The organism is Lewinella sp. IMCC34183, from assembly GCF_003390915.1.
Classification (GTDB): domain Bacteria; phylum Bacteroidota; class Bacteroidia; order Chitinophagales; family Saprospiraceae; genus Neolewinella.
Window position 1 is genome coordinate 760721 of sequence record NZ_QMEM01000001.1, and the last position, 18957, is coordinate 779677.

General features: G+C 64.8%; 14 protein-coding genes. 8 read left to right on the top strand and 6 right to left on the bottom strand.

What is annotated here, in order from left to right:
• Positions 1–754: 754 nt before the first annotated feature.
• Positions 755–1816, top strand: a complete 1062-nt coding sequence (locus tag DQG19_RS03150; RefSeq protein WP_116124747.1) for an acyl-CoA reductase — start codon at positions 755–757, stop codon at positions 1814–1816.
• Between the two features lie 61 nt (positions 1817–1877).
• Entirely contained in the window at positions 1878–3791 is a 1914-nt protein-coding gene (acs, locus tag DQG19_RS03155; RefSeq protein WP_116124748.1) for an acetate--CoA ligase, read from the top strand.
• An 87-nt stretch (positions 3792–3878) separates the two neighbouring features.
• Here the strand turns inward: acs and pruA are convergent, their stop codons facing one another.
• Together pruA and DQG19_RS03165 are read right to left on the bottom strand one after the other, a co-directional pair.
• Complete coding sequence (gene pruA, locus DQG19_RS03160; RefSeq protein WP_116124749.1) at positions 3879–5513, bottom strand: L-glutamate gamma-semialdehyde dehydrogenase; 1635 nt, start codon at positions 5511–5513, stop codon at positions 3879–3881.
• 59 nt (positions 5514–5572) lie between these two features.
• Positions 5573–6808, bottom strand: coding sequence for a M14 family zinc carboxypeptidase (locus DQG19_RS03165; protein ID WP_116124750.1), 1236 nt, complete (start codon positions 6806–6808; stop codon positions 5573–5575).
• Positions 6809–6968: 160 nt separating this feature from the next.
• Here DQG19_RS03165 and DQG19_RS03170 point away from each other — a divergent pair, with 160 nt between their 5' ends.
• Positions 6969–8762 (top strand): sodium:solute symporter family protein, encoded by a 1794-nt coding sequence (locus DQG19_RS03170; protein ID WP_116124751.1) that lies wholly within the window; start codon positions 6969–6971, stop codon positions 8760–8762.
• Positions 8763–8817: 55 nt separating this feature from the next.
• Positions 8818–9615 carry a DUF3050 domain-containing protein gene (locus tag DQG19_RS03175; RefSeq protein WP_116124752.1) on the top strand — a complete coding sequence of 266 codons (798 nt, stop codon included), beginning with the start codon at positions 8818–8820 and terminating at the stop codon, positions 9613–9615.
• Here DQG19_RS03175 and DQG19_RS03180 read toward each other — a convergent pair.
• On the bottom strand, positions 9612–11057 hold the full coding sequence (locus DQG19_RS03180) for an ATP-binding cassette domain-containing protein (RefSeq protein WP_157974285.1): 1446 nt from the start codon (positions 11055–11057) through the stop codon (positions 9612–9614). The two genes, DQG19_RS03175 and DQG19_RS03180, sit on opposite strands and share 4 nt — an antisense overlap.
• Positions 11058–11092: 35 nt before the next feature.
• Positions 11093–12700 (bottom strand): alpha,alpha-trehalase TreF, encoded by a 1608-nt coding sequence (gene treF / locus DQG19_RS03185; RefSeq protein ID WP_116124754.1) that lies wholly within the window; start codon positions 12698–12700, stop codon positions 11093–11095.
• A 110-nt stretch (positions 12701–12810) separates the two neighbouring features.
• On the opposite strand from treF, the gene DQG19_RS03190 reads away from it, so the two are divergent.
• The 3 genes from DQG19_RS03190 to DQG19_RS03200 all read left to right on the top strand — a co-directional run bounded on the left by DQG19_RS03190 (position 12811) and on the right by DQG19_RS03200 (position 15556).
• The gene (locus tag DQG19_RS03190; protein ID WP_198661639.1) at positions 12811–14004 is read left to right on the top strand and encodes an amidohydrolase family protein; all 1194 of its coding nucleotides are present in this window, start codon (positions 12811–12813) and stop codon (positions 14002–14004) included.
• A 79-nt stretch (positions 14005–14083) separates the two neighbouring features.
• Positions 14084–14704, top strand: coding sequence for a hypothetical protein (locus DQG19_RS03195; protein WP_116124755.1), 621 nt, complete (start codon positions 14084–14086; stop codon positions 14702–14704).
• Between the two features lie 51 nt (positions 14705–14755).
• Positions 14756–15556 carry an SDR family oxidoreductase gene (locus tag DQG19_RS03200; protein ID WP_116124756.1) on the top strand — a complete coding sequence of 267 codons (801 nt, stop codon included), beginning with the start codon at positions 14756–14758 and terminating at the stop codon, positions 15554–15556.
• On the opposite strand, the gene DQG19_RS03205 is transcribed toward DQG19_RS03200, so the two are convergent.
• Complete coding sequence (locus tag DQG19_RS03205; RefSeq protein ID WP_116124757.1) at positions 15529–16773, bottom strand: O-antigen ligase family protein; 1245 nt, start codon at positions 16771–16773, stop codon at positions 15529–15531. The genes DQG19_RS03200 and DQG19_RS03205 overlap by 28 nt on opposite strands.
• Positions 16774–16833: 60 nt before the next feature.
• On the opposite strand from DQG19_RS03205, the gene pheS reads away from it, so the two are divergent.
• Positions 16834–17886, top strand: a complete 1053-nt coding sequence (gene pheS, locus DQG19_RS03210) for a phenylalanine--tRNA ligase subunit alpha (RefSeq protein ID WP_116124758.1) — start codon at positions 16834–16836, stop codon at positions 17884–17886.
• Positions 17887–17979: 93 nt separating this feature from the next.
• On the opposite strand, the gene DQG19_RS03215 is transcribed toward pheS, so the two are convergent.
• Entirely contained in the window at positions 17980–18858 is an 879-nt protein-coding gene (locus DQG19_RS03215; protein ID WP_116124759.1) for a UbiA-like polyprenyltransferase, read from the bottom strand.
• Positions 18859–18957 lie beyond the last annotated feature (99 nt).

Consider the following 18957-nt stretch of genomic DNA (forward strand, 5'->3'; position numbering starts at 1 on the left):
TAAGCATCGGGTTAGAGGCCCTCTACCCATTGCCGTCCCGGGTGAAGGGCCTCCGGCCCGATACACACGCGAGCTAGGCGAGCGGCAAGCACTAAGCATCGGGCCAGAGGCCCTCGACCCATTACCGTTCCGGGTGGAGGGCCTCCGGCCCGATACACACGCGAGCTAAGCGAGCGGCAAGCACTAAGCATCGGGCCAGAGGCCCTCTACCCATTGCCGTCCCGGGTGAAGGGCCTCCGGCCCGATACACACGCGAGCTAATTGAGCGGCAAGCATTAAGCATCGGGCCAGAGGCCCTCTACCCATTGCCGTCCCGGGTGGAGGGCCTCCGGCCCGATAAACACGCGAGCTAGGCGAGCGGCAAGCACTAAGCATCGGGCCAGAGGCCCTCTACCCATTGCCGTCCCGGGTGGAGGGCCTCCGGCCCGATACACACGCGAGCTAGGCGAGCGGCAAGCACTAAGCATCGGGCCAGAGGCCCTCTACTCATTACCGTCCCGGGTGAAGGGCCTCCGGCCCGATACACACGCGAGCTAAGCGAGCGGCAAGCACTAAGCATCGGGCCAGAGGCCCTCTACCCATTACCGTCCCGGGTGGAGGGCCTCCGGCCCGATACACACGCGAGCTAAGCTAGCGGCAGAATTCAACGCTCGGGCCGGAGGCCCTCTACCCATTGCTCTCGCGAGCAACAAACACCCCACCGTTCGGGCCGTAGGCCCTCAACCCGGGGAGCACCCAAATTGTACCATTCCCGATGCAGCTAGAAGAACGAATCGAAGCCCTCGCCCGCCTGGGCGACCACCTCCGCGGACCGGAGGATGAATTTCTCACCGCCCTCATGAAGCGCACGGCCTTCAATAACGGCTGGTTCACCCTCGAGCAACAGCAGCGCGCGCTCCGCGCCATTGCCGACCGCTTTCTCGACGGCGACCGGCTGCAAAAGTGGGCCGCCGGTTACTCCATCACCGCACCTGCGTCCCCGCCGTACGCCACCGTAGGACTGGTGCTGGCCGGCAACATCCCCCTGGTCGGCGTGCACGATATCGTGAGCACCTTCGTGGCCGGCCACCGCGCGCAGATCAAGCCCAGCAGCAAGGATCCCTACGTGCTGCCGTACCTGCTGAAGCTCCTGGCCCGCTTCACGCCCGATGCCGAGCCGTACTTCGAGATCGTGAATAACCTGTCCGGCTTCGACGCCATCATCGCCACGGGCAGCAACAACAGCTCGCGCTACTTCGAAGCCTACTTCAGCAAATACCCCCACATCATCCGGCGCAACCGGAATGCCGTAGCGGTACTGAGCGGCGAGGAATCCGAAGAGCAACTCCGCCGCCTCGGTGACGACATCTTCTCTTATTTCGGGTTGGGGTGCCGCAACGTGTCCAAGATCTACGTGCCGCGCGACTACGACTTCGCCCCGCTGCTGGAGGTGCTGCACGACTGGCGGGAATACCAAAACCACACCAAGTGGAAGAATAACTTCGACTACAACTTCGCCCTGCTCACCCTCAACAAGGAATCCTTCCGCCACAACGGCGCCATCATCGTGCGTCCCGACGATGCTATAGCCAGCCACATCGCCGGGCTTTACTACTCCGAGTACGATGATCCGGCAACCGTGACGGAGGAACTCGGGCGCCGGGCGGGAGAGATCCAGCTCGTGGTCGCGCCCCCCGGACTGCTGGACCTGCCCACCTACGATTTTGGCGAGGCGCAGCAGCCCTCCCTGACCGACTACGCCGATGGGGTGGATACGCTGGAGTTTTTGACGCAGCAGGTGCCCCAACCCCGGTCGGCAGCCCCCGGAAAAGAGTGATCCGGCCGCGGGTACCGGAGCATCCCGGTTTGCCTATATTGGCGCCCCAACGCGAACGATCATGCCCACTACCCTTCCCCTCCAGCTATCTACCTTCCAGGATTACCAATCGGCCTACGACCGCAGCATCAGCGACCCCGAAGGCTTCTGGGCCGAACAGGCCAACACCTTCCAGTGGCGCAAGCCGTGGCAGCAGGTGCTGGAGTGGGACTTCACCGGCCCCGACGTTAAGTGGTTCCAGGGTGGCAAGCTCAACATCACGGAAAACTGCCTCGACCGCCACCTGGAGGAGCGCGGCGAGCAGACGGCCATTCTCTACGAACCCAACGAGCCCGATGGCGAAGTGATCCGACTCACCTACCGCCAGCTGCACGCCGAGGTATGCAAGGCCGGCAACGCCCTCCGCAAACTGGGGGTCGGCAAGGGCGATCGCGTCTGCTTCTACATGCCCATGGTGCCGGAGCTGGCCATTGCGGTTCTCGCCTGCGCGCGCATCGGAGCCATTCACTCCGTGGTATTCGCCGGCTTCAGCGCCCAGGCCCTCGCGGACCGGGTCAACGACGCGGACTGCAAAGTGATCGTCTGCTCCGACTACAACCGCCGCGGCAACAAAAACATCCCGGTCAAGGAGGTGGTCGACGAGGCCCTGGCCATCGGCTGCCCCAGCGTGGAAACCGTGCTCGTACACCGCAATACCGGGGAGGAGGTCACCTGGGACCCGAGCTACGACCAGTGGTACCACGAGCGCGTGGACGGACAGTCCACCACCTGTCCGGCCGAGGAAATGGACGCGGAAGACGTACTCTTTATCCTCTATACCTCCGGCAGTACCGGCAAGCCCAAGGGCGTGGTGCACACCTGCGGGGGGTACATGGTGTACACGGCCTTTTCCTTCCTCAACGTCTTCCAGTACAGTCCGGGCGACGTCTACTGGTGCACCGCCGACATCGGCTGGATCACCGGCCACAGCTACATCCTGTATGGCCCCCTGCTGTGCGGCGCCACCACCATGATGTTCGAGGGCGTGCCCACCTACCCCGATGCCGGCCGCTTCTGGGAAATCTGCGCCAAGCACAAGGTCAACCAGTTTTACACCGCCCCAACCGCCATCCGCGCCCTCATGGCCCGCGGCAAGCAGTACGTCCAGGGTCACGACCTGAGCGACCTTAAAGTGATCGGTTCCGTCGGTGAACCGATCAACGTCGAGGCGTGGGAATGGTACCACGAGGAGGTCGGTAAGGGCAAGGTGCCCATCGTGGATACCTGGTGGCAGACCGAAACCGGCGGCATCATGATCTCGGGCCTCGGTGGGCTCAGTCCCCAGAAGCCGACCTTCGCGGGCTACCCCCTGCCCGGCGTCCAGATGGCCCTCGTAGACAAGAACACCGGAGAGGAGCTCACCGAGAACCCCGAGAGCGGCCTGCTCTGCGTCAAGTTCCCGTGGCCGAGCATCCTGCGCACCACCTGGGGCGACCACGAGCGGTGCAAGACCACTTACTTCAGCACCGTTCCGGGCATGTACTTCACCGGCGACGGCGCCCGGCGCGACGAAATTGGCATGTACCGTATCGTGGGCCGCGTCGACGACGTCATCAACGTCAGCGGCCACCGCATGGGTACGGCCGAGGTGGAGAACGCCATCAACGAGCACGACGAAGTGGTAGAGTCGGCGGTTGTCGGCTACCCCCACGACATCAAGGGGCAGGGCATCTACGCCTACGTTATCCTCTCCGAGGGCAACCACGACGAGAGCACCCTGCGCGACGAGATCGTCGCTACCGTACGGCAGGAGATCGGCCCCATTGCCAAGCCCGACAAGATCCAGTTCGTGGACGAGCTGCCCAAGACGCGGTCGGGCAAGATCATGCGGCGCATCCTGCGCAAGGTGGCGGCCGGCGAAACCGACAACCTCGGGGATACCTCCACCCTGCTTAACCCGGAGGCGGTGGAGTCCGTCATCGCCGGCAAGGTCTAGGCGCGGACGCGGGTGCAGTGATGCACAGAATAAAAAAGCCCGTCGCGAATGCATTTCGCGACGGGCTTATACGTGTGCCGTACCGGGCTAGTCTTCTCCGAGGAAGGGATAGCGGTAGTCTACCGGCGGCACGAAGTTCTCCTTGATCAAGCGGGGACTGATCCACCGCTGCAGGTTGATGGCGCTGCCCGCCTTGTCGTTGGTGCCGGAAGCCCGGGCACCTCCGAAGGGCTGCTGACCGACCACCGCTCCGGTGGGCTTATCGTTGACGTAGAAGTTACCGGCGGCGTTGCGCAGGGCCTTCGAGGCCGATTCGATGACCGTCCGGTCGGTAGCGAATACGGCGCCGGTAAGGGCGTAGGGTGAGGTGGAATCCACCAGCTCCAGCGTCTCTTCCCATTGGTCGTCCTCGTAAACGTAGACGGTCAGGACGGGACCAAAGATCTCCTCCACCATGGTGGTCGAGCGCGGATCGGAGCTGAGCAGTACGGTTGGCTCCACGAAGAAGCCTTCCGACTTGTCGCAGTTGCCTCCGGCGATCACTTCCACGGCGTCGTTGGCCTTGGCGCCCTCCAGGTAGCCGGCAATCCGGTCGAAGGCCCGCTCGTCGATGACGGCGTTGATAAAGTTGCCAAAATCCTCGACGGTACCCGTCTTCAGTGTCTGGATATCGCTCACCAGCCGGTCCTTGATGGCGGGCCACAGCGAAGCCGGCAGGTAGGCGCGCGAGGCGGCGGAGCACTTCTGCCCCTGGTATTCGAAGGCGCCGCGCAGCAGGGCTACGGCGACCTCCTCGGCGCGGGCGGATGGGTGGGCCACCACGAAGTCCTTGCCGCCGGTTTCGCCCACGATGCGGGGGTAGCTGCGATAGTGTCCGATGTTGTTGCCGATCTCCTTCCACAGCTCCTGGAAGACCTTGGTTGAACCGGTGAAGTGAAGGCCCGCAAAGTCACGGTGCTTGAATACGATATCGCCCACCTGCGGCCCGTCGGTGTAGATCAGGTTGATCACCCCCGGGGGGAGGCCGGCGGCCTCGAAGAGCTCCATGATGACGACGGCGGAGTAGATCTGCGTCTCGGCGGGTTTCCAGACGACGGTGTTGCCGCAGAGCGCGGGCGCGGCGGGCAGGTTGGCCGCGATGCTGGTGAAGTTGAAGGGCGTGATGGCCAGCACGAAGCCTTCCAGCGCGCGGTACTCGAGGCGGTTCCAGATGCCGTCCGGGGAGTGCAGGGGTTGCTCCCGGTAGATTTCCTGCAGGAAGTAGGCGTTGAAGCGGAAGAAATCGCACATCTCGGCGACGGCGTCGATCTCCGCCTGGTAGGCGTTCTTGCTCTGCCCGAGCATGGTGGCCGCGTTCATCCGCGCGCGGAAGGGACCGGCGAGCAGGTCGGCCGCCCGCAGGAAGACGGCGGCGCGCTGCTGCCACGGCAGGGCCTCCCAGGCCGGCTTGGCCGCCAGGGCGGCGTCGATGGCGCGGTGTACGTGGTCGTCGGTGCCCCGGTAGAAATGCCCCAGGGTGAAGGAGCGCTCGTGGGGCGGATGTACGCTTACCTTTTCGCCCTCCAGTACCCGTTCGCCGTTGATGAAGGCCGGCAACTCGCGGGCAGCGGATTTGGCGTCCGCAAGCGCCTGCTTGAGGGATTCACGCTCGGGACTGCCGGGCGCATAGGCCAGGACCGGCTCGTTGGGGGGAATGGAAAGGTTGAAAATGGCGTCTGACATAAGGTTGGTAGCTTGCTTGGTACAGGGAGAGGCCGGTGCCGGGGAGATGCCGGTGCCGACTATTTCTTTCGGGCCGGCAGCGCATCGTCCAGGCGCTCCAGGGCGACCTGCACGGAGCGGCGCTCCCGGTCCCGCAAACTTACGATAACGCTCCGGGAGCGGTATCCGGGAGCGGAGATGAGCAAGCGGTAGCTGCCCGGGGCCAGGTAGCGGTAGAAATCGCCCGTGAGGGCCTCGCTGAAGACCGAGGAGTGCATCTCGTCGTGGCCGGGAATGGTCACGTGGGCGCGCACGGGGCGCCCCGTAAGGCGATCGGTTACGATGCCGTGGATGCCGAGGCGCGCTTCGTTCAGGTAGCTGAGCAGGGCACCGCGCAGCGAGAGCCAGAGGTCGGGGAGACTGGCCGCGGGAAACCGTTTGGCGTTGGTGATCTCCACGGTGGCTTCCCGTGTCCGGTGGTAGTAGTTCATATAGTCCTGCCGGGAGCCCGCGATGGGGTACCAGTCGTGGCCGTTGGTGGTGCCGTTCGCGCGGTCTTTGAAGTAGTCGCCCAGCTGGCTGTCGTTCTGGGCGGTACGGGCGAAATCGCGGCTCACGTCCCGCCACCAGTCGGTATCGGGGTGGCGGCTGCGGAAGGTATCCCAGGGATAGTTAAAGAGCTCGGCGCCGCCGTGGAAATTGATGGCCAGGTCGAAGCCGTGGGTATCGGCGGCGCGCATGAAGATGCGGGTCTCGGGCTGGTGCTGGTTACCGTCGGGGAAGCGACCGTCATCCGGGTCCGGGTAGTTGCGGTTGAGGTCGACGTTGTTCGCGTTCCCGCGGCGGGCGGCGGCCAGGGTGTGGTTGCCGCCGCGGTAGGCGCCGTCGGGGTTGGCCAGCGGGTTGATGTAGAGGAACACGTCGTCGAGCAGGCCGCTGGCGTCGTCTTCCAGCAGGGATTCGGCGAGCTTGAGCAGGATCCAGTACCCGGCCAGTTCGTCTCCGTGCATGGCGGCCGTACACAGCACCTGCGGCCGCGCCTGCTTTGCCGCAGGCCGGTTGCCCAGCCGGAGGACCAGGATCCGCCGGCCCGAGGGCAGGCGCCCCCACACCTCCACGCGGCAGCGGTCGGGGTAGCGGCGGGCCAGGCCGTACATGATGGTTTCGTACAGGTCGTAGGTCGGATAAGCGCGCTGGGGCAGGAGGTGAAGGGAATGCGGATCGGGGCCGGTCGCCGTACGCACCGCGTCCTGGGCAGCGACCGGCGCGAAGGCACCGAGAAACAGAAACAGGATAGCCGGGGTGAGCCACTTCACGGGAATAGGTACCGCGGCGGAGGGAAAATTGTTGTGGTAAAAACCAAACTACTGCCGGTTCGGCCGCCGGCCTTACGGTTCCGCGATTTGGTATAATCGGGGGATTCCGTCGATTTATAGTTTGGTATTTCTACCTTGGATGCGCACTTTGCGCCCCACTATGCAGCTCACTTCCCTCGACTGGATCATCGTCTTCCTCTTTTTCGCAATCACCCTGGCCATCGGCCTGTGGGCCAGCCGCGACTCCGGGAAGTCCACCTCCGAATTCTTTCTTTCCGGCCGCAACATGCCCTGGTGGCTGCTCGGCGTCTCGATGGTGGCGACCACCTTCTCGGCGGATACCCCCAACCTGGTGACGGACATCGTCCGCAAGCAGGGCGTAGCCGGCAACTGGGCCTGGTGGGCCTTCCTGCTCACCGGTATGCTCACGGTGTTCGTGTACGCGCGACTCTGGCGCAGGTCCGGCGTCATGACCGACCTGGAGTTCTACGAACTGCGCTACGCCGGGGCCCCGGCCCGTTTCCTGCGACAGTTCCGGGCCATTTACCTGGGCGTCTTCTTCAACGTGATGATCATGGCCACGGTGTGCCTGGCCGGCATCAAGATCGCGGGGGTGCTGCTCGACATCAACCCCCTGACCACGCTCGCCCTGGTGTCCATCGTGACCGTGATCTACTCGGCGTCGGGCGGACTTAAGGGCGTGATCCTCACCGACTTCGTCCAGTTCACCTTCGCCATGATCGGGGCCGTCTGGGCAGCCGTTGTCATCATCAACCTGCCGGAAGTGGGCGGCCTCGACGGGCTGCTTTCCCACCCCGAGGTGACCTCGCAACTCGACCTCATCCCGGCCTTCGACAACCCGGAAGTCTACGTGCCCCTCTTCGTGGTGCCCATCGCGGTGCAGTGGTGGAGCGTCTGGTACCCCGGTGCCGAGCCCGGGGGCGGCGGCTACGTGGCGCAGCGCATGCTGGCGGCCAAGAACGAGAACCACGCCGTGGGGGCCACGCTGCTCTTCAACGTGTTCCATTACGCCCTGCGGCCCTGGCCGTGGATCCTGATCGCGCTGGCCTCGATCATCATCTTCCCCGACCTGGACAGCATCGCCGCCGCCTTCCCCAACGTCCCCGCCAACGTGGTCAACGATGACCTGGCGTACCCCGCCATGCTGAGCTTCCTGCCCACGGGACTGCTCGGGCTGGTGGTCGCCTCCCTCATCGCGGCGCTCATGTCGACCCTGTCGACCCACCTCAACTGGGGGTCGAGCTACGTGGTCCACGACTGGTACCACCGCTTCGTGGAACCGGATGCCAGTGAGGACCGGCTGGTGTTGATCGGCCGGATCAGTACCGTAGCCCTGATGATCATGGCTGCCCTGTTCGCCCTGGCCCTGTCCAACGCGCTGGAGGCCTTCGCCATTCTGCTGCAGATCGGGGCGGGTACCGGACTCATCTTTATCCTGCGGTGGTTCTGGTGGCGGATCAATGCCTACACCGAGGTGGCCGGCATGTTCATCTCCTTCGCGGTGGCCCTGTTCCTGCAATTTGCCTGGACGCCCCTGGGGTTGCCCGAACTCGCCGGTCACGAGCAGTTGCTGCTCGGGATCGCCATCACGACGGTAGGCTGGCTGGCCGTGACCTTCCTGACCCGACCGACCGACATGGCAACCTTACAGAATTTTTACACGACCACCCGACCGGGGGGTCCCGGCTGGGACCCGGTGGTGGCTACGCTGCCCGCCGGCACCGACGCACAGGCCGACGGGCAGTTGCCGCTGCGTATCCTCGCCATGCTTGTGGGTGCGGTCACGGTCTATTCTATCCTGTTCGCCACCGGATTTTACCTCTACGCTAATCTGACGGCGGCCGTGATCGCCGCCCTGGTGGCCGCTGTAGGCATCGCCGCGCTGTTGCTGATCTGGAAAAACCTTAACCGCCCAGCGCCCCTGCGCGAGTAGCCGGGCCGCCAAACCAGGCGGAAGGTGCGGTGTTAACCTGGTCCAACCTTCCGGAATGTCAGATATCACGACCATCAAGCGGGCTACCGCGCCGCTCACCCGCCAGCTCACCGACCACCGCATTTACCACCTGCTCAACGACGTGGAGGGCATCCGCACCTTCATGGAGTACCACGTATTCGCGGTCTGGGACTTCATGTCACTACTCAAGGCACTGCAGCGGGAACTGACCTGCATCACCCTGCCCTGGAAGCCTAGCAACAACGCCAAGACGGCCCGCTTTATTAACGAGATCGTCCTCGGTGAGGAAACCGACATCGACCGCCACGGTGTACCGGCCAGCCACTTCGAACTGTACCTGGAAGCCATGGATGAGGTCGATGCCGATACCGTCCCCATCATTCGCCTGCTCGGCAACATCCGCGGCCTTGCCGACGCCCGTGACACGTTGCGGGCGGCGGACCTCGGCCCCGGGGTGACCCGCTTCGTGGACTACACCTTCGAGCTGATCCAGGAGGGCGCGCCGCACAAGATCGCGGCGGCCTTCACCTTCGGTCGGGAGAGCCTGATCCCGGAACTGTTCATCGAGATTCTCGGCCAGTCGACGGAGGATAAGGCCGCCTTTCCCCGCCTGGTGTACTACCTGGAACGGCACATCGAGGTCGACGGCGACGAGCACGGCCCCCTGTCCGAAGCCATGGTCACCGAACTCTGCGGTACGGACGAAGAAAAATGGGCAGAGGCCCGGGCCGTCGCCGAAGAAGCCCTGCGGCGGCGCATCGGTCTCTGGGACGAGATCGCGGGTGCGCTGGAAGCCAACTCCGTAGCGCAGGCCTCCGGCGGTACCGTCTAGGGCACTGCGGGCGCGCGGCCTAATTCCAGTACCCGCCACTCGCTGCCGCCCGGCACTTCGGGGCGAAAGTGGGAGATAAAGACCGCGGTATCCCGCGGCCCGAGGACGGTTTCCAGCAGTTTCCGCGCCCGGTGCACCGCCGCCCGGTCCAGGCCCTGGAAGGGTTCGTCGAGCAGCAACAGCGGCGGTGCCTTTACGAGGGCCCGGCAGAACAGCAGCAGCCGCTGGGTTCCTGCGGATAGTGCAAGAAATGGCCGCTCGGACACCTCCGCCAACTCAAAGTAGCGGAGCAAAAGATCCACCATTGCTTCCTGTTCCAGGGTATACGTTCGCGGCAGCGTAAAGGTATCGGAGAAGCCCGTCAGCAGCACCCCACGGGCGGACAGCCGCTGCCGAAAGTAGGTATGCAATTCCGGGGAGGTATACCCGATGCGCCGCTTGATGTCCCAGATGCTGCCGCCCCTACCCCTCCGCTGGCCGAAGAGCCAGACCTGGTTGGCGTAGGCCAGCGGGTTGTCGGCGTACACCAGGCTGAGCAAGGTAGATTTTCCGGAACCGTTGGGACCGCTGACCACCCACTTTTCGCCCCGCCGCACCCGCCAGTCCAGCCCATCCAGCACGGCCCGGTCACCGTAGCGGATGGTCACGTTTGTAAAGCGGACCACTCCTTCCCCCGTATTTTCCCGGGGGGACTCCGCCCAGATATCCGAGATCCGGCCAAGTGCGTCTCCGTCGACGGTCGCGGTAGTCCGTTCCGGCGGCAGGTCACCGATCGTCCCCTGCCAGCTGCTGCCGTCCGCGTAGAGGTGCAGCCGATGGGTGATCGCATCCGGTACGGCATCGGCGTGGCCGCAGAGCACCAGGGTCAGGTCGAGACGGGCTACCAGATCGTCCAATAGGTCATTGAGTACTTGCCGGCTACCGGCGTCGAGTCCCACATAGGGATTGTCGATCACCAGGATGCGGGGCCGGCGCAGCAACTCCCGCGCCAGCAGGACCTTCCGCGTCTGCCCGCTCGACAACTTGATCATCTCCCGGTCCAGCAGCTCCCGGATACCGAATGCATCCAGCAGGGCAGCGTGCTGCTCCGGCGTAAACCCACCGGCGGCGAGGTACTGCCGGGCGGTGGGGTGGCCACTGGCGTCGAAGGCGTTGTAGCGTTGCTGGTAGTAATGGACGTTCGTCGGATTGCGGGCCAGGCGGGAATTATCCATGAAGGAAACCAGCCGCAGGGCCGTGCGCCGCGCTTCGTAGCCCGGTGCGCCGGAGAGGAAGGGGTACGTCAGGGTTCCCGCCGTGAGCCGCCGCTGGCCGGCCAACGTCTCCGCCAGCAGGGTTTTGCCGGTCGCGCGCGCGCCGGTGACGAGCAAGTGCTGCCCGGCGCGAACGCGGAGGTCCAGCGGGCGGAGGGGGCCCTGGAAGATCACCGCTTGCTGCAGCACTATCAGGTCCGGTGTTGCTTTTTGCCGCTCCACGGTTATTGGGCTTCGTCGGACATGCGCAGGTAGACGCCGTTGCTCCAGCCGAAGCCGTCCTGCACGGGGTACTCCCCGCCGCCCGCTTCGAGGGTGATGTCCTCCACGTTGTACTTCTCGACCATCTTATCCACGTTCTGGTACACTCGCTCGTTGTTGTCCATCCAGCGTTCCCGGATGGTCATCGCCAGGGCATCGTAGCCGTAGTCGCGCAGGCCCGCGTAGGCCATCCACTGCAGCGGTGGCCAGCCATTCGGGGCGTCCCACTGCTGCCCGGTACGCTTCAGACTGGTCCGCAGGCCGCCGGGCGCGAGGAAGTCACGCTCCAGCCGTTGTGCCACGCGGGCGGCGTGGTCCTCCCCGGCGGCCCCTACAAAAAGGGGGTAGACTCCGGCCAGGGTGAGGTAACCGGTGAAGGCAGCGGTGGTCCAGTTGCGGTCCTCGTACCAGCCGCTGGTGTCGTTCCATAGGTACTGTTCGATGGCGGCGCGGCGGCGCTCGGCGCGCCGCTCCCACGCCTCCCGCTCGGGCACTAGTTCGGTATGATCGGCGATGGTCCGTTCCAGGTGGTAGAGCAGGCTGTTCAGGTCCGGCGGCAGAATATCGGTGGTGATAATGGTGGAGATATTTTCCCCGTCGGCGAACCAGCGGGCGCTGTAGTCCCAACCGGATTCCGCGCCGGACCGCAGGTGACGGGCTACGGTCTGGCTGTCGCGGCCACTCTCCCGGATCGTCAGTACGTCCTCCCGGTAACTCTCGGCGCGCGGCCGGTCGCCGGCGTCGTAGTAGCGGTTGAGGTAGGTGCTGTCGGCCATCCAGACGACGTGGTTCACTGCCCGGGTATCCGCGCCGGTTTCTTCCGCGCCACGCATCCACCACGCGTGCTCGGCCTTCAGCTCCGGCAGGAACTCGGCGTAGACCTCCTCACCTTCGATGTCCGCCAGGACGCCGACCATCAGCGAAAAGAAGGGGGGTTGGGAGCGCGTCAGGTAATAGGTGCGGTTGCCGTTGGGAATGAAGCCGAGTTCGTCGATGAGGTAGGCGAAGTTCTCTACCATGTCCCGCACTAGGGAATCCTGTCCGGCCTGCGCCAGTCCGAGCATGGTGAAGTAGCTGTCCCAGTAGTACACCTCCCGGAAGCGCCCGCCGGGCACCACGTAGGCTTCGGGCAGCACGATGAGGCTGCCCGCACTGCCCTCGTCGCTAGCCGCCTGCCGGGTGAGCACCGGCCAGAGCGCATTGATGTGCTCGCCGATGCTGCGTTCGCCGTCGCTGACGAAGCCGCTCTCGGGCGTCGCCGGCGGGTCAAAGTGGCCCTCGACGAAGGCCCGCAGGTTGAAGTCCTCCGTTCCCCGGCGGTCGGCGTAATCGGTCATGATGGCGCGCGCGCTCCGCCGGGGCACCATGTCGACGAAGGTCTTGCCGTCCGCGAAGACCTGCTGCAGCTGCACCTCCCGGAACAGCTCGCCGAACAGTTCGTCGGGGGCCCGCAACCGCTCGTCGGAGAGGGTATCCGCGGTGACGGAGACGCTTGCGGCGGGGTCCGGGGATCGATCCGCGTTGCAGCCGATAAGGGTAAGCAGGCAGAGCCAGAGAAAAAGGTAACGCATGACGGTGGATTGACGGGCCGGAAAGCTACGGCCCGCAGACCGAACCTCCGGAGGGGCACGGCAGGGGGCGAAAGCGCACCGTGCGGAAGCCTAATTGCTACCTTTGCCCCATGCCCAGCTACACCGCCGACTACCTCTACCCCATCGCCGCCGAGCCCATCAAAAACGGCATCGTTACCCTCGACGACCACGGCACCATAATCTATATACAGGACCCCGCCGCCCCGGACTACACCGCACCCGCGACCCCGCCCGAAAAACTCGGAGGAATCCTTATCCCCGGCTTCGTGAACGCCCATTGCCACCTGGAGCTGAGCCACCTGCGCGGCCGCAGTGCCACCGGCAAAACCCTGCTGCCCTTCCTGGTCGACGTGGTGACCCTGCGCGGCGCCTCCCCGGAGGAGATCGAAGCGACCATCCGCAAGCAGGACCGCCTGATGTGGGAGGCCGGCATTCAGGCCGTGGGCGACATCTGCAACCAGGACGATACCGCGGCGACCAAGCGCGACAGCCCGATTCGGTACTACAGTTTCGTGGAGATGTTTGACTTTCTGCAGGCCGGGCAGGCGGAGGCCAGCTACGAGCGGTACCTGCCCGCCTACGCCGCGCAGCCGGAACCGAAGAGCGCCGTGCCCCACGCCCCCTACACGGTAAGCGAGCCGCTCTATTCCCGCATCAACGCCCTCAATACCGGTACGGAATCCGTCAGCATCCACAACCAGGAAACGCCGGCCGAGGACGAACTCTTCCAGACCGGTCAGGGCGCCTTCCGGGAGTTTTTCGCGGGCTTTGGAGCCTCGCTCGACGACTTCAAGGCCCCCGGCACCCCCTCCATCTACCACGCCCTGCAGCACATGGACCCGCGCAAGCGCACGCTGTTCGTCCACAACACCCTCACCGCTCCGGAGGCGATCCTGGCCGCCGAAGCCTGGGGCGAGAACGGCGTGTACTGGGTTACCTGCCCCAACGCCAACCTCTACATCGAGAACCGGCTGCCGCGCTACGACCACTTCCTCGACGCCGGGGCGAAGGTGTGCATCGGTACCGACAGCCTCACCTCGAATTGGCAGCTTAGTATCCTGGAAGAGCTCAGGACCATCAGTCGCTACCAGAGCTACGTGCCCCTGGCCTCCCTGCTGCGCTGGGCCACCCTCAACGGTGCCGAGGCGCTGCAGTTCGACGCCGACCTGGGCAGCCTGGAGCGGGGCAAGACCCCGGGGCTGCTCAACCTGACGGACCTGACGGGTACGACCCCCGAGGACTTCCGCATCGGGGCGGGCACGCAGGTGCGGCGGATCGCGTAACCGCAACGTCCGTCGGCCGGAACTCCGAATGCCGGCAACGGCCACACAACCCCGCCGGGTCGCCCGGTGTCTTTCCGGTATGCGCGTTTACCTCTACCTGCTTTTGCTGATCCTGCCCGGTCTTGCCGTGGCCCAGACCCCCATGGCCGCCCCCGACGCCGAACCCGTGCGCAGCTACGAGGCCGACCACGGCTGGACGGAGGTCGACGACCTGGAAGGCCGCTTCCGCATCCTCACCCCCGGCCCCCTGGAGCATAAAGAAGATACCCTGGCCACGGCCATGGGCGAGCAGGTCTTCCACACCTTCTTCTTCAAGGTGCCCGACGTGCAGCGGGCGGAGAACCTGATCTACGTCCTCAGCTACGTCGACTACCCCGAAGGGGCCCTGCACCAGGATAGTACCGACCTGGTGGAAGAGTTCCTGGTAAACACCCAGGAATCGGCCGCCGAGGCGCTCCGCGGGGAGGTGATCTACGCCACCGACCGGGCCGTGGAGGGCTTTCCCGGCCGGTTGTGGCGGATCGACTATAAGGACGGGGAGGCCAGCGCGCGCACGCTGGCGTTCGTAGCCGGGCGGCGGTACTACGAGCTCAAGACCTTTACCCTTACCGGGCGGGGGCTCGGCGAAAGTTCCGATACCTTCTTCCGCAGCTTCCGTTACCTCGGCAGTAAGGGCACGGGCGGGCCGACCGGGAAATAGGGCTACCGAACCCCTCCACCACCCTGACGTTCCACCGCCAAAAGAAACGTTATGGATACCAAGCTGAAAGGACAAACCGCTATCGTTACCGGATCAAGCACCGGCCTCGGACAGGCCTGCGCCATCGGTCTGGCCAAAGAGGGTATGAATGTGGTGGTCAACTACCACAGCAGCGATGAGGAAGCCCACGCCACCGCCGAACAGATCGAGTCGCTCGGCGGCCGCGCCATCGTAGTACAGGCGGACGTATCGAAGGAGGAGGACGTAGAGAAGCTCTTCAGCGAATGCGAAAAAGCCTTCGGCCACCTCGATGTACTCGTCGCCAACGCCGGCCTGCAGGCGGATGCCGCCTTCACCGAGATGACGCTGGAACAGTGGAACAAGGCCATGGAGGTGGACCTGACCGGACAGTTCCTCTGCGCCCGCCACGCGGCGCGCATCTTCCGCAAGCAAGGCGTGCACCAGCACGGACGGGCCGCCGGCAAGATCATCTGTATGAGCAGCGTGCACGACCGTATCCCCTGGGCCGGCCACGTCAACTACGCCGCCGCCAAGGGGGGCGTGAAGATGATGATGGAGAGCATGGCCCAGGAGCTGGCCGCCGACAAGATCCGGGTCAACTCCATATCGCCCGGGGCGATCAAGACCGACATCAATAAGAAAGCCTGGGGCACCCCCGATGCGCTGAACAAGCTCCTTACCCTCATCCCCTACGGACGCATCGGGGAAGCGGAGGATATCGCCAACCTGTGCGTATTTCTGGCCAGCGACCTGAGCGACTACATGACCGGCACCACCACCTACATCGACGGTGGCATGACCCTCTACCCCGGTTTCCGCCACGGCGGATAGGCCACGGCCAGCAGAAAGAAGGTAAACAGGCTTACCCCTACGCTTGATTCCAGGGTATTTTCAACCAGGCAACTCAGCGTGAGCAGGACGAAGACCGCCGCGTAGACGGGTTGCCGCCACCGTCCGTCGCCGTAGCCGATGGCCGCAAAGCAGCACAGGGTAAGTACGCCACCGACGAGCCCGCCGCCGGCCAGCGCGGTCACGAACTGGTTGTGGGGTCGCTTGCCCTCCGCCCCGGGCAACTCGGTGGCGTACAGGGTGTCCATCGCCGCCCGGAGGTTGCCGGGTCCCACCCCGATCACGGGATGCTCACGCCAGAGCTGCAGGCCCAACCGGACGCTGGTGAAGCGCCCCTCGTCGCTGTACTGCGATGCATTCCGGCCCAGGCCGCGGTGCATTACCTCGAAGCGCGTGTAGTCGGCCTTGGTCCGAAAAGACGGAACAAACAGATAGGCGAGCACCGGAAGGGCGGCCATTCCCAGCAGCCCCGCCGCGAGGTACCCGTAGCGTCCCGCCCGCAGCGCCCGCCCGGCCAGTACCACGGCCCACCCCGCGTAGGCGGCGAGTAAGCCGGAGCGGACCGCGAGCAGGTGCAGGCCCAAAAACAGGAAGGCGCACAGGCCCAGCTGCCAGGCGCTGCGGTAGCGGAACGCGCCGTCGAGCCCCAGCACCGCGCCGATGGCGAGCAGCAGGCTGAACCGGATATGATTGTCGCGGGGCACCGGCACCGGCTGTCCGCGGCCGATCCGTACGTTGATCTCCGTGAAGTGCAGAGCATAGTTGATAAGCACGCCGGCAAGTACCAGCGCCAGAAAAACCAGTAGGGCCGTGCGGGCCGTCCGCCCGGCCGCGGCGCGATCGGCCGCATCCAGCGAGGCGAAGGGGCGCGCGGCCCACGCCAGCGGCAGCATCAGCAGCGGCAGCTTGACCCGCAACCGTTCCAGGTAATAGGTCCAGTCGCAGGTCTGCGGGGCACCAAGGAGCAGCAGCAAATAAAGTCCGGTAAGCCCCCAAAACAGGCTGCTGCGCAGGGCCGGCGGCAGGGAGTGGCGCCAGAAGCCCGGCAAACTGCCGGGATGGAATAACAGCGCCGCGGCCACCGTGACGATCACCGATATCGACAGTACGGCCGGCGAAAGCACCAGGCCGAACACCAGTCCGGCAATGCCAAGGGCTACCAGTCGGTCGGCCCAGCTCAGGCGGGTGATCCAGTTCATCGGGGGCAAGATACCCCGGGTCGCCCCTTCGTGCCTATCTTCGCCGCCAAACCCACCGCCATGGACGTATTCGACCGCGTAGAAGAACTCATCGCCGAGATCGGGGCCGCTACCGCCCCCACCCCAGAGGACGTGGAGGCCTTCCGCATTAAGTACCTGGGCAGCAAGAACGTGCTCAAGCCCCTCATGGGCGCCATGCGCAGCCTGCCCAACGACCGTAAGCGCGACTTCGGCCAGCTGGTCAACCGCGCCAAGACGGCCGCCCAGGAAAAGTACGATGCCCTGCGCAGCGCCGCCGCGACCACGGAGGACAGCGTCGCAGGTCAGGGGCTGGATCTCACCGCCCCCGCCGAGCCCCTCCCACTGGGCAGCCGCCATCCCGTGGCGCTGACCATGCGACGCATCGTATCGATTTTCGAGCGGATCGGCTTTGCCGTGGCGGAAGGTCCCGAAGTCGAGGACGACTGGCACAACTTCACGGCCATGAATACGCCGGAAGACCACCCCGCCCGGGATATGCAGGATACCTTCTACGTCGCCGAGGGACTGCCCGCGGGCCCCAATAACTCGGCCATGCTGCTGCGCACCCACACCAGTTCGGTACAGGCGCGGACGATGGAAACCCAAAAGCCGCCGATACGTATCATCGCTCCCGGCCGCGTGTACCGCAACGAAACGATCAGCGCCCGCAGCCACGCCCAGTTCCACCAGGTGGAAGGACTCTACATCGCGGAAAAGGTGAGCTTTGCCGACATGAAGGCCACCCTGCTGCACTTCGCCCGGGAGATGTACGGTGCTGATACCCGGATCCGCCTGCGGCCCAGCTACTTCCCCTTCACCGAACCCAGCGCCGAGATGGACATCTGGTGGGGCCTCGAAACCGAGCACGATCACCGCATCACTAAAGGCACCGGCTGGCTCGAGATCCTCGGCTGCGGCATGGTCGACCCGGCCGTACTCGAAAACTGCGGCATCGACCCGGAGAAGTACACCGGCTACGCCTTCGGCATGGGCATCGAGCGGCAAGCCATGCTACTCTACAACATCACCGACATCCGACTGATGTTTGAGAACGACGTGCGGTTCCTGCGGCAGTTTGCCAGCGTGCTTTGAGGCGAGATTGGTGAGTTAGTGAATTGATGAATTACCGCCGTATTCCATACACGCGGAAGAATCCCTCAACCCAATCCCTCAATCCCTCAATCCCTAAACATACATATCCAGGACCGCCAGCGCCCCAAAGATCAGGCTCGCCACCCCGTTGGTAGTGAAGAAGGCCAGGTTGATCCGCGAGAGGTCGTCGGGCCGGACGATGATATGCTGGTAGACGAGCAGCGAGAGAAAGATGCCCCCGGCCAGCCATGTGAGGGCGCCCACTTCGGGGTAGGTTCGCTGCTGGATGGTGATGGCCGTGATGAGCGTGACCGCGCAGAGCAGATGCAGGGCGCGGCCCAGGCGCAGGGCGCTCCTGGTTCCCAGGCGCACGGGGATGGAGTAGAGTTGTTCCCGCCGGTCGAAGTGCTCGTCCTGCAGCGCATAGAGAATATCGAAGCCGGTCACCCACAGCAGCACCGTGGTCCCGTAAAGCACCGGCAGCAGCGCCCACTGCGCCGTAACGGCCAGGTACGCCCCCACGGGCGCCAGGGCCAGCCCCAGTCCCAGGACAAAGTGGCAGAGGTAAGTGAAGCGCTTGGTATAACTGTACCCGAGAATGACGGCCAGGGCTACCGGAGAGAGCGCGAGGCAGAGCGGGTTGAGCAGACCGGCCGTGCCCACGAAGAGCAGGCAATTGACGATCACGAAGACCAGGGCCGCGCGGGCGGAGATGGTCCCGGCCGGGATTTCCCGCACGGCGGTGCGGGCGTTGCGCTCGTCGATGTCGCGGTCGAGGTAACGATTGAACCCCATGGCCGCCGAGCGGGCGAAGACCATGCAGAGCAGGACCAGGCTTAACTTGTACAGGCTGAGCGTCCCGTGGTCGAACGTAGCCAGGAAAAAACCCAGCAGGGCGAAGGGGAGCGCAAAGACGGTGTGCGCGAACTTGACGAGGGACAGGTAATCGTTGACCCGGCGAAGGGTAGTCATCGGCGGTAACTGCTTTGGTACTAAAAGCGGGGCGGCGAAAAAGGTTGATCGTTCGTTTTTTTGCGGACCGGGCATTTTTCCTCTCCTGCACCAACGCCG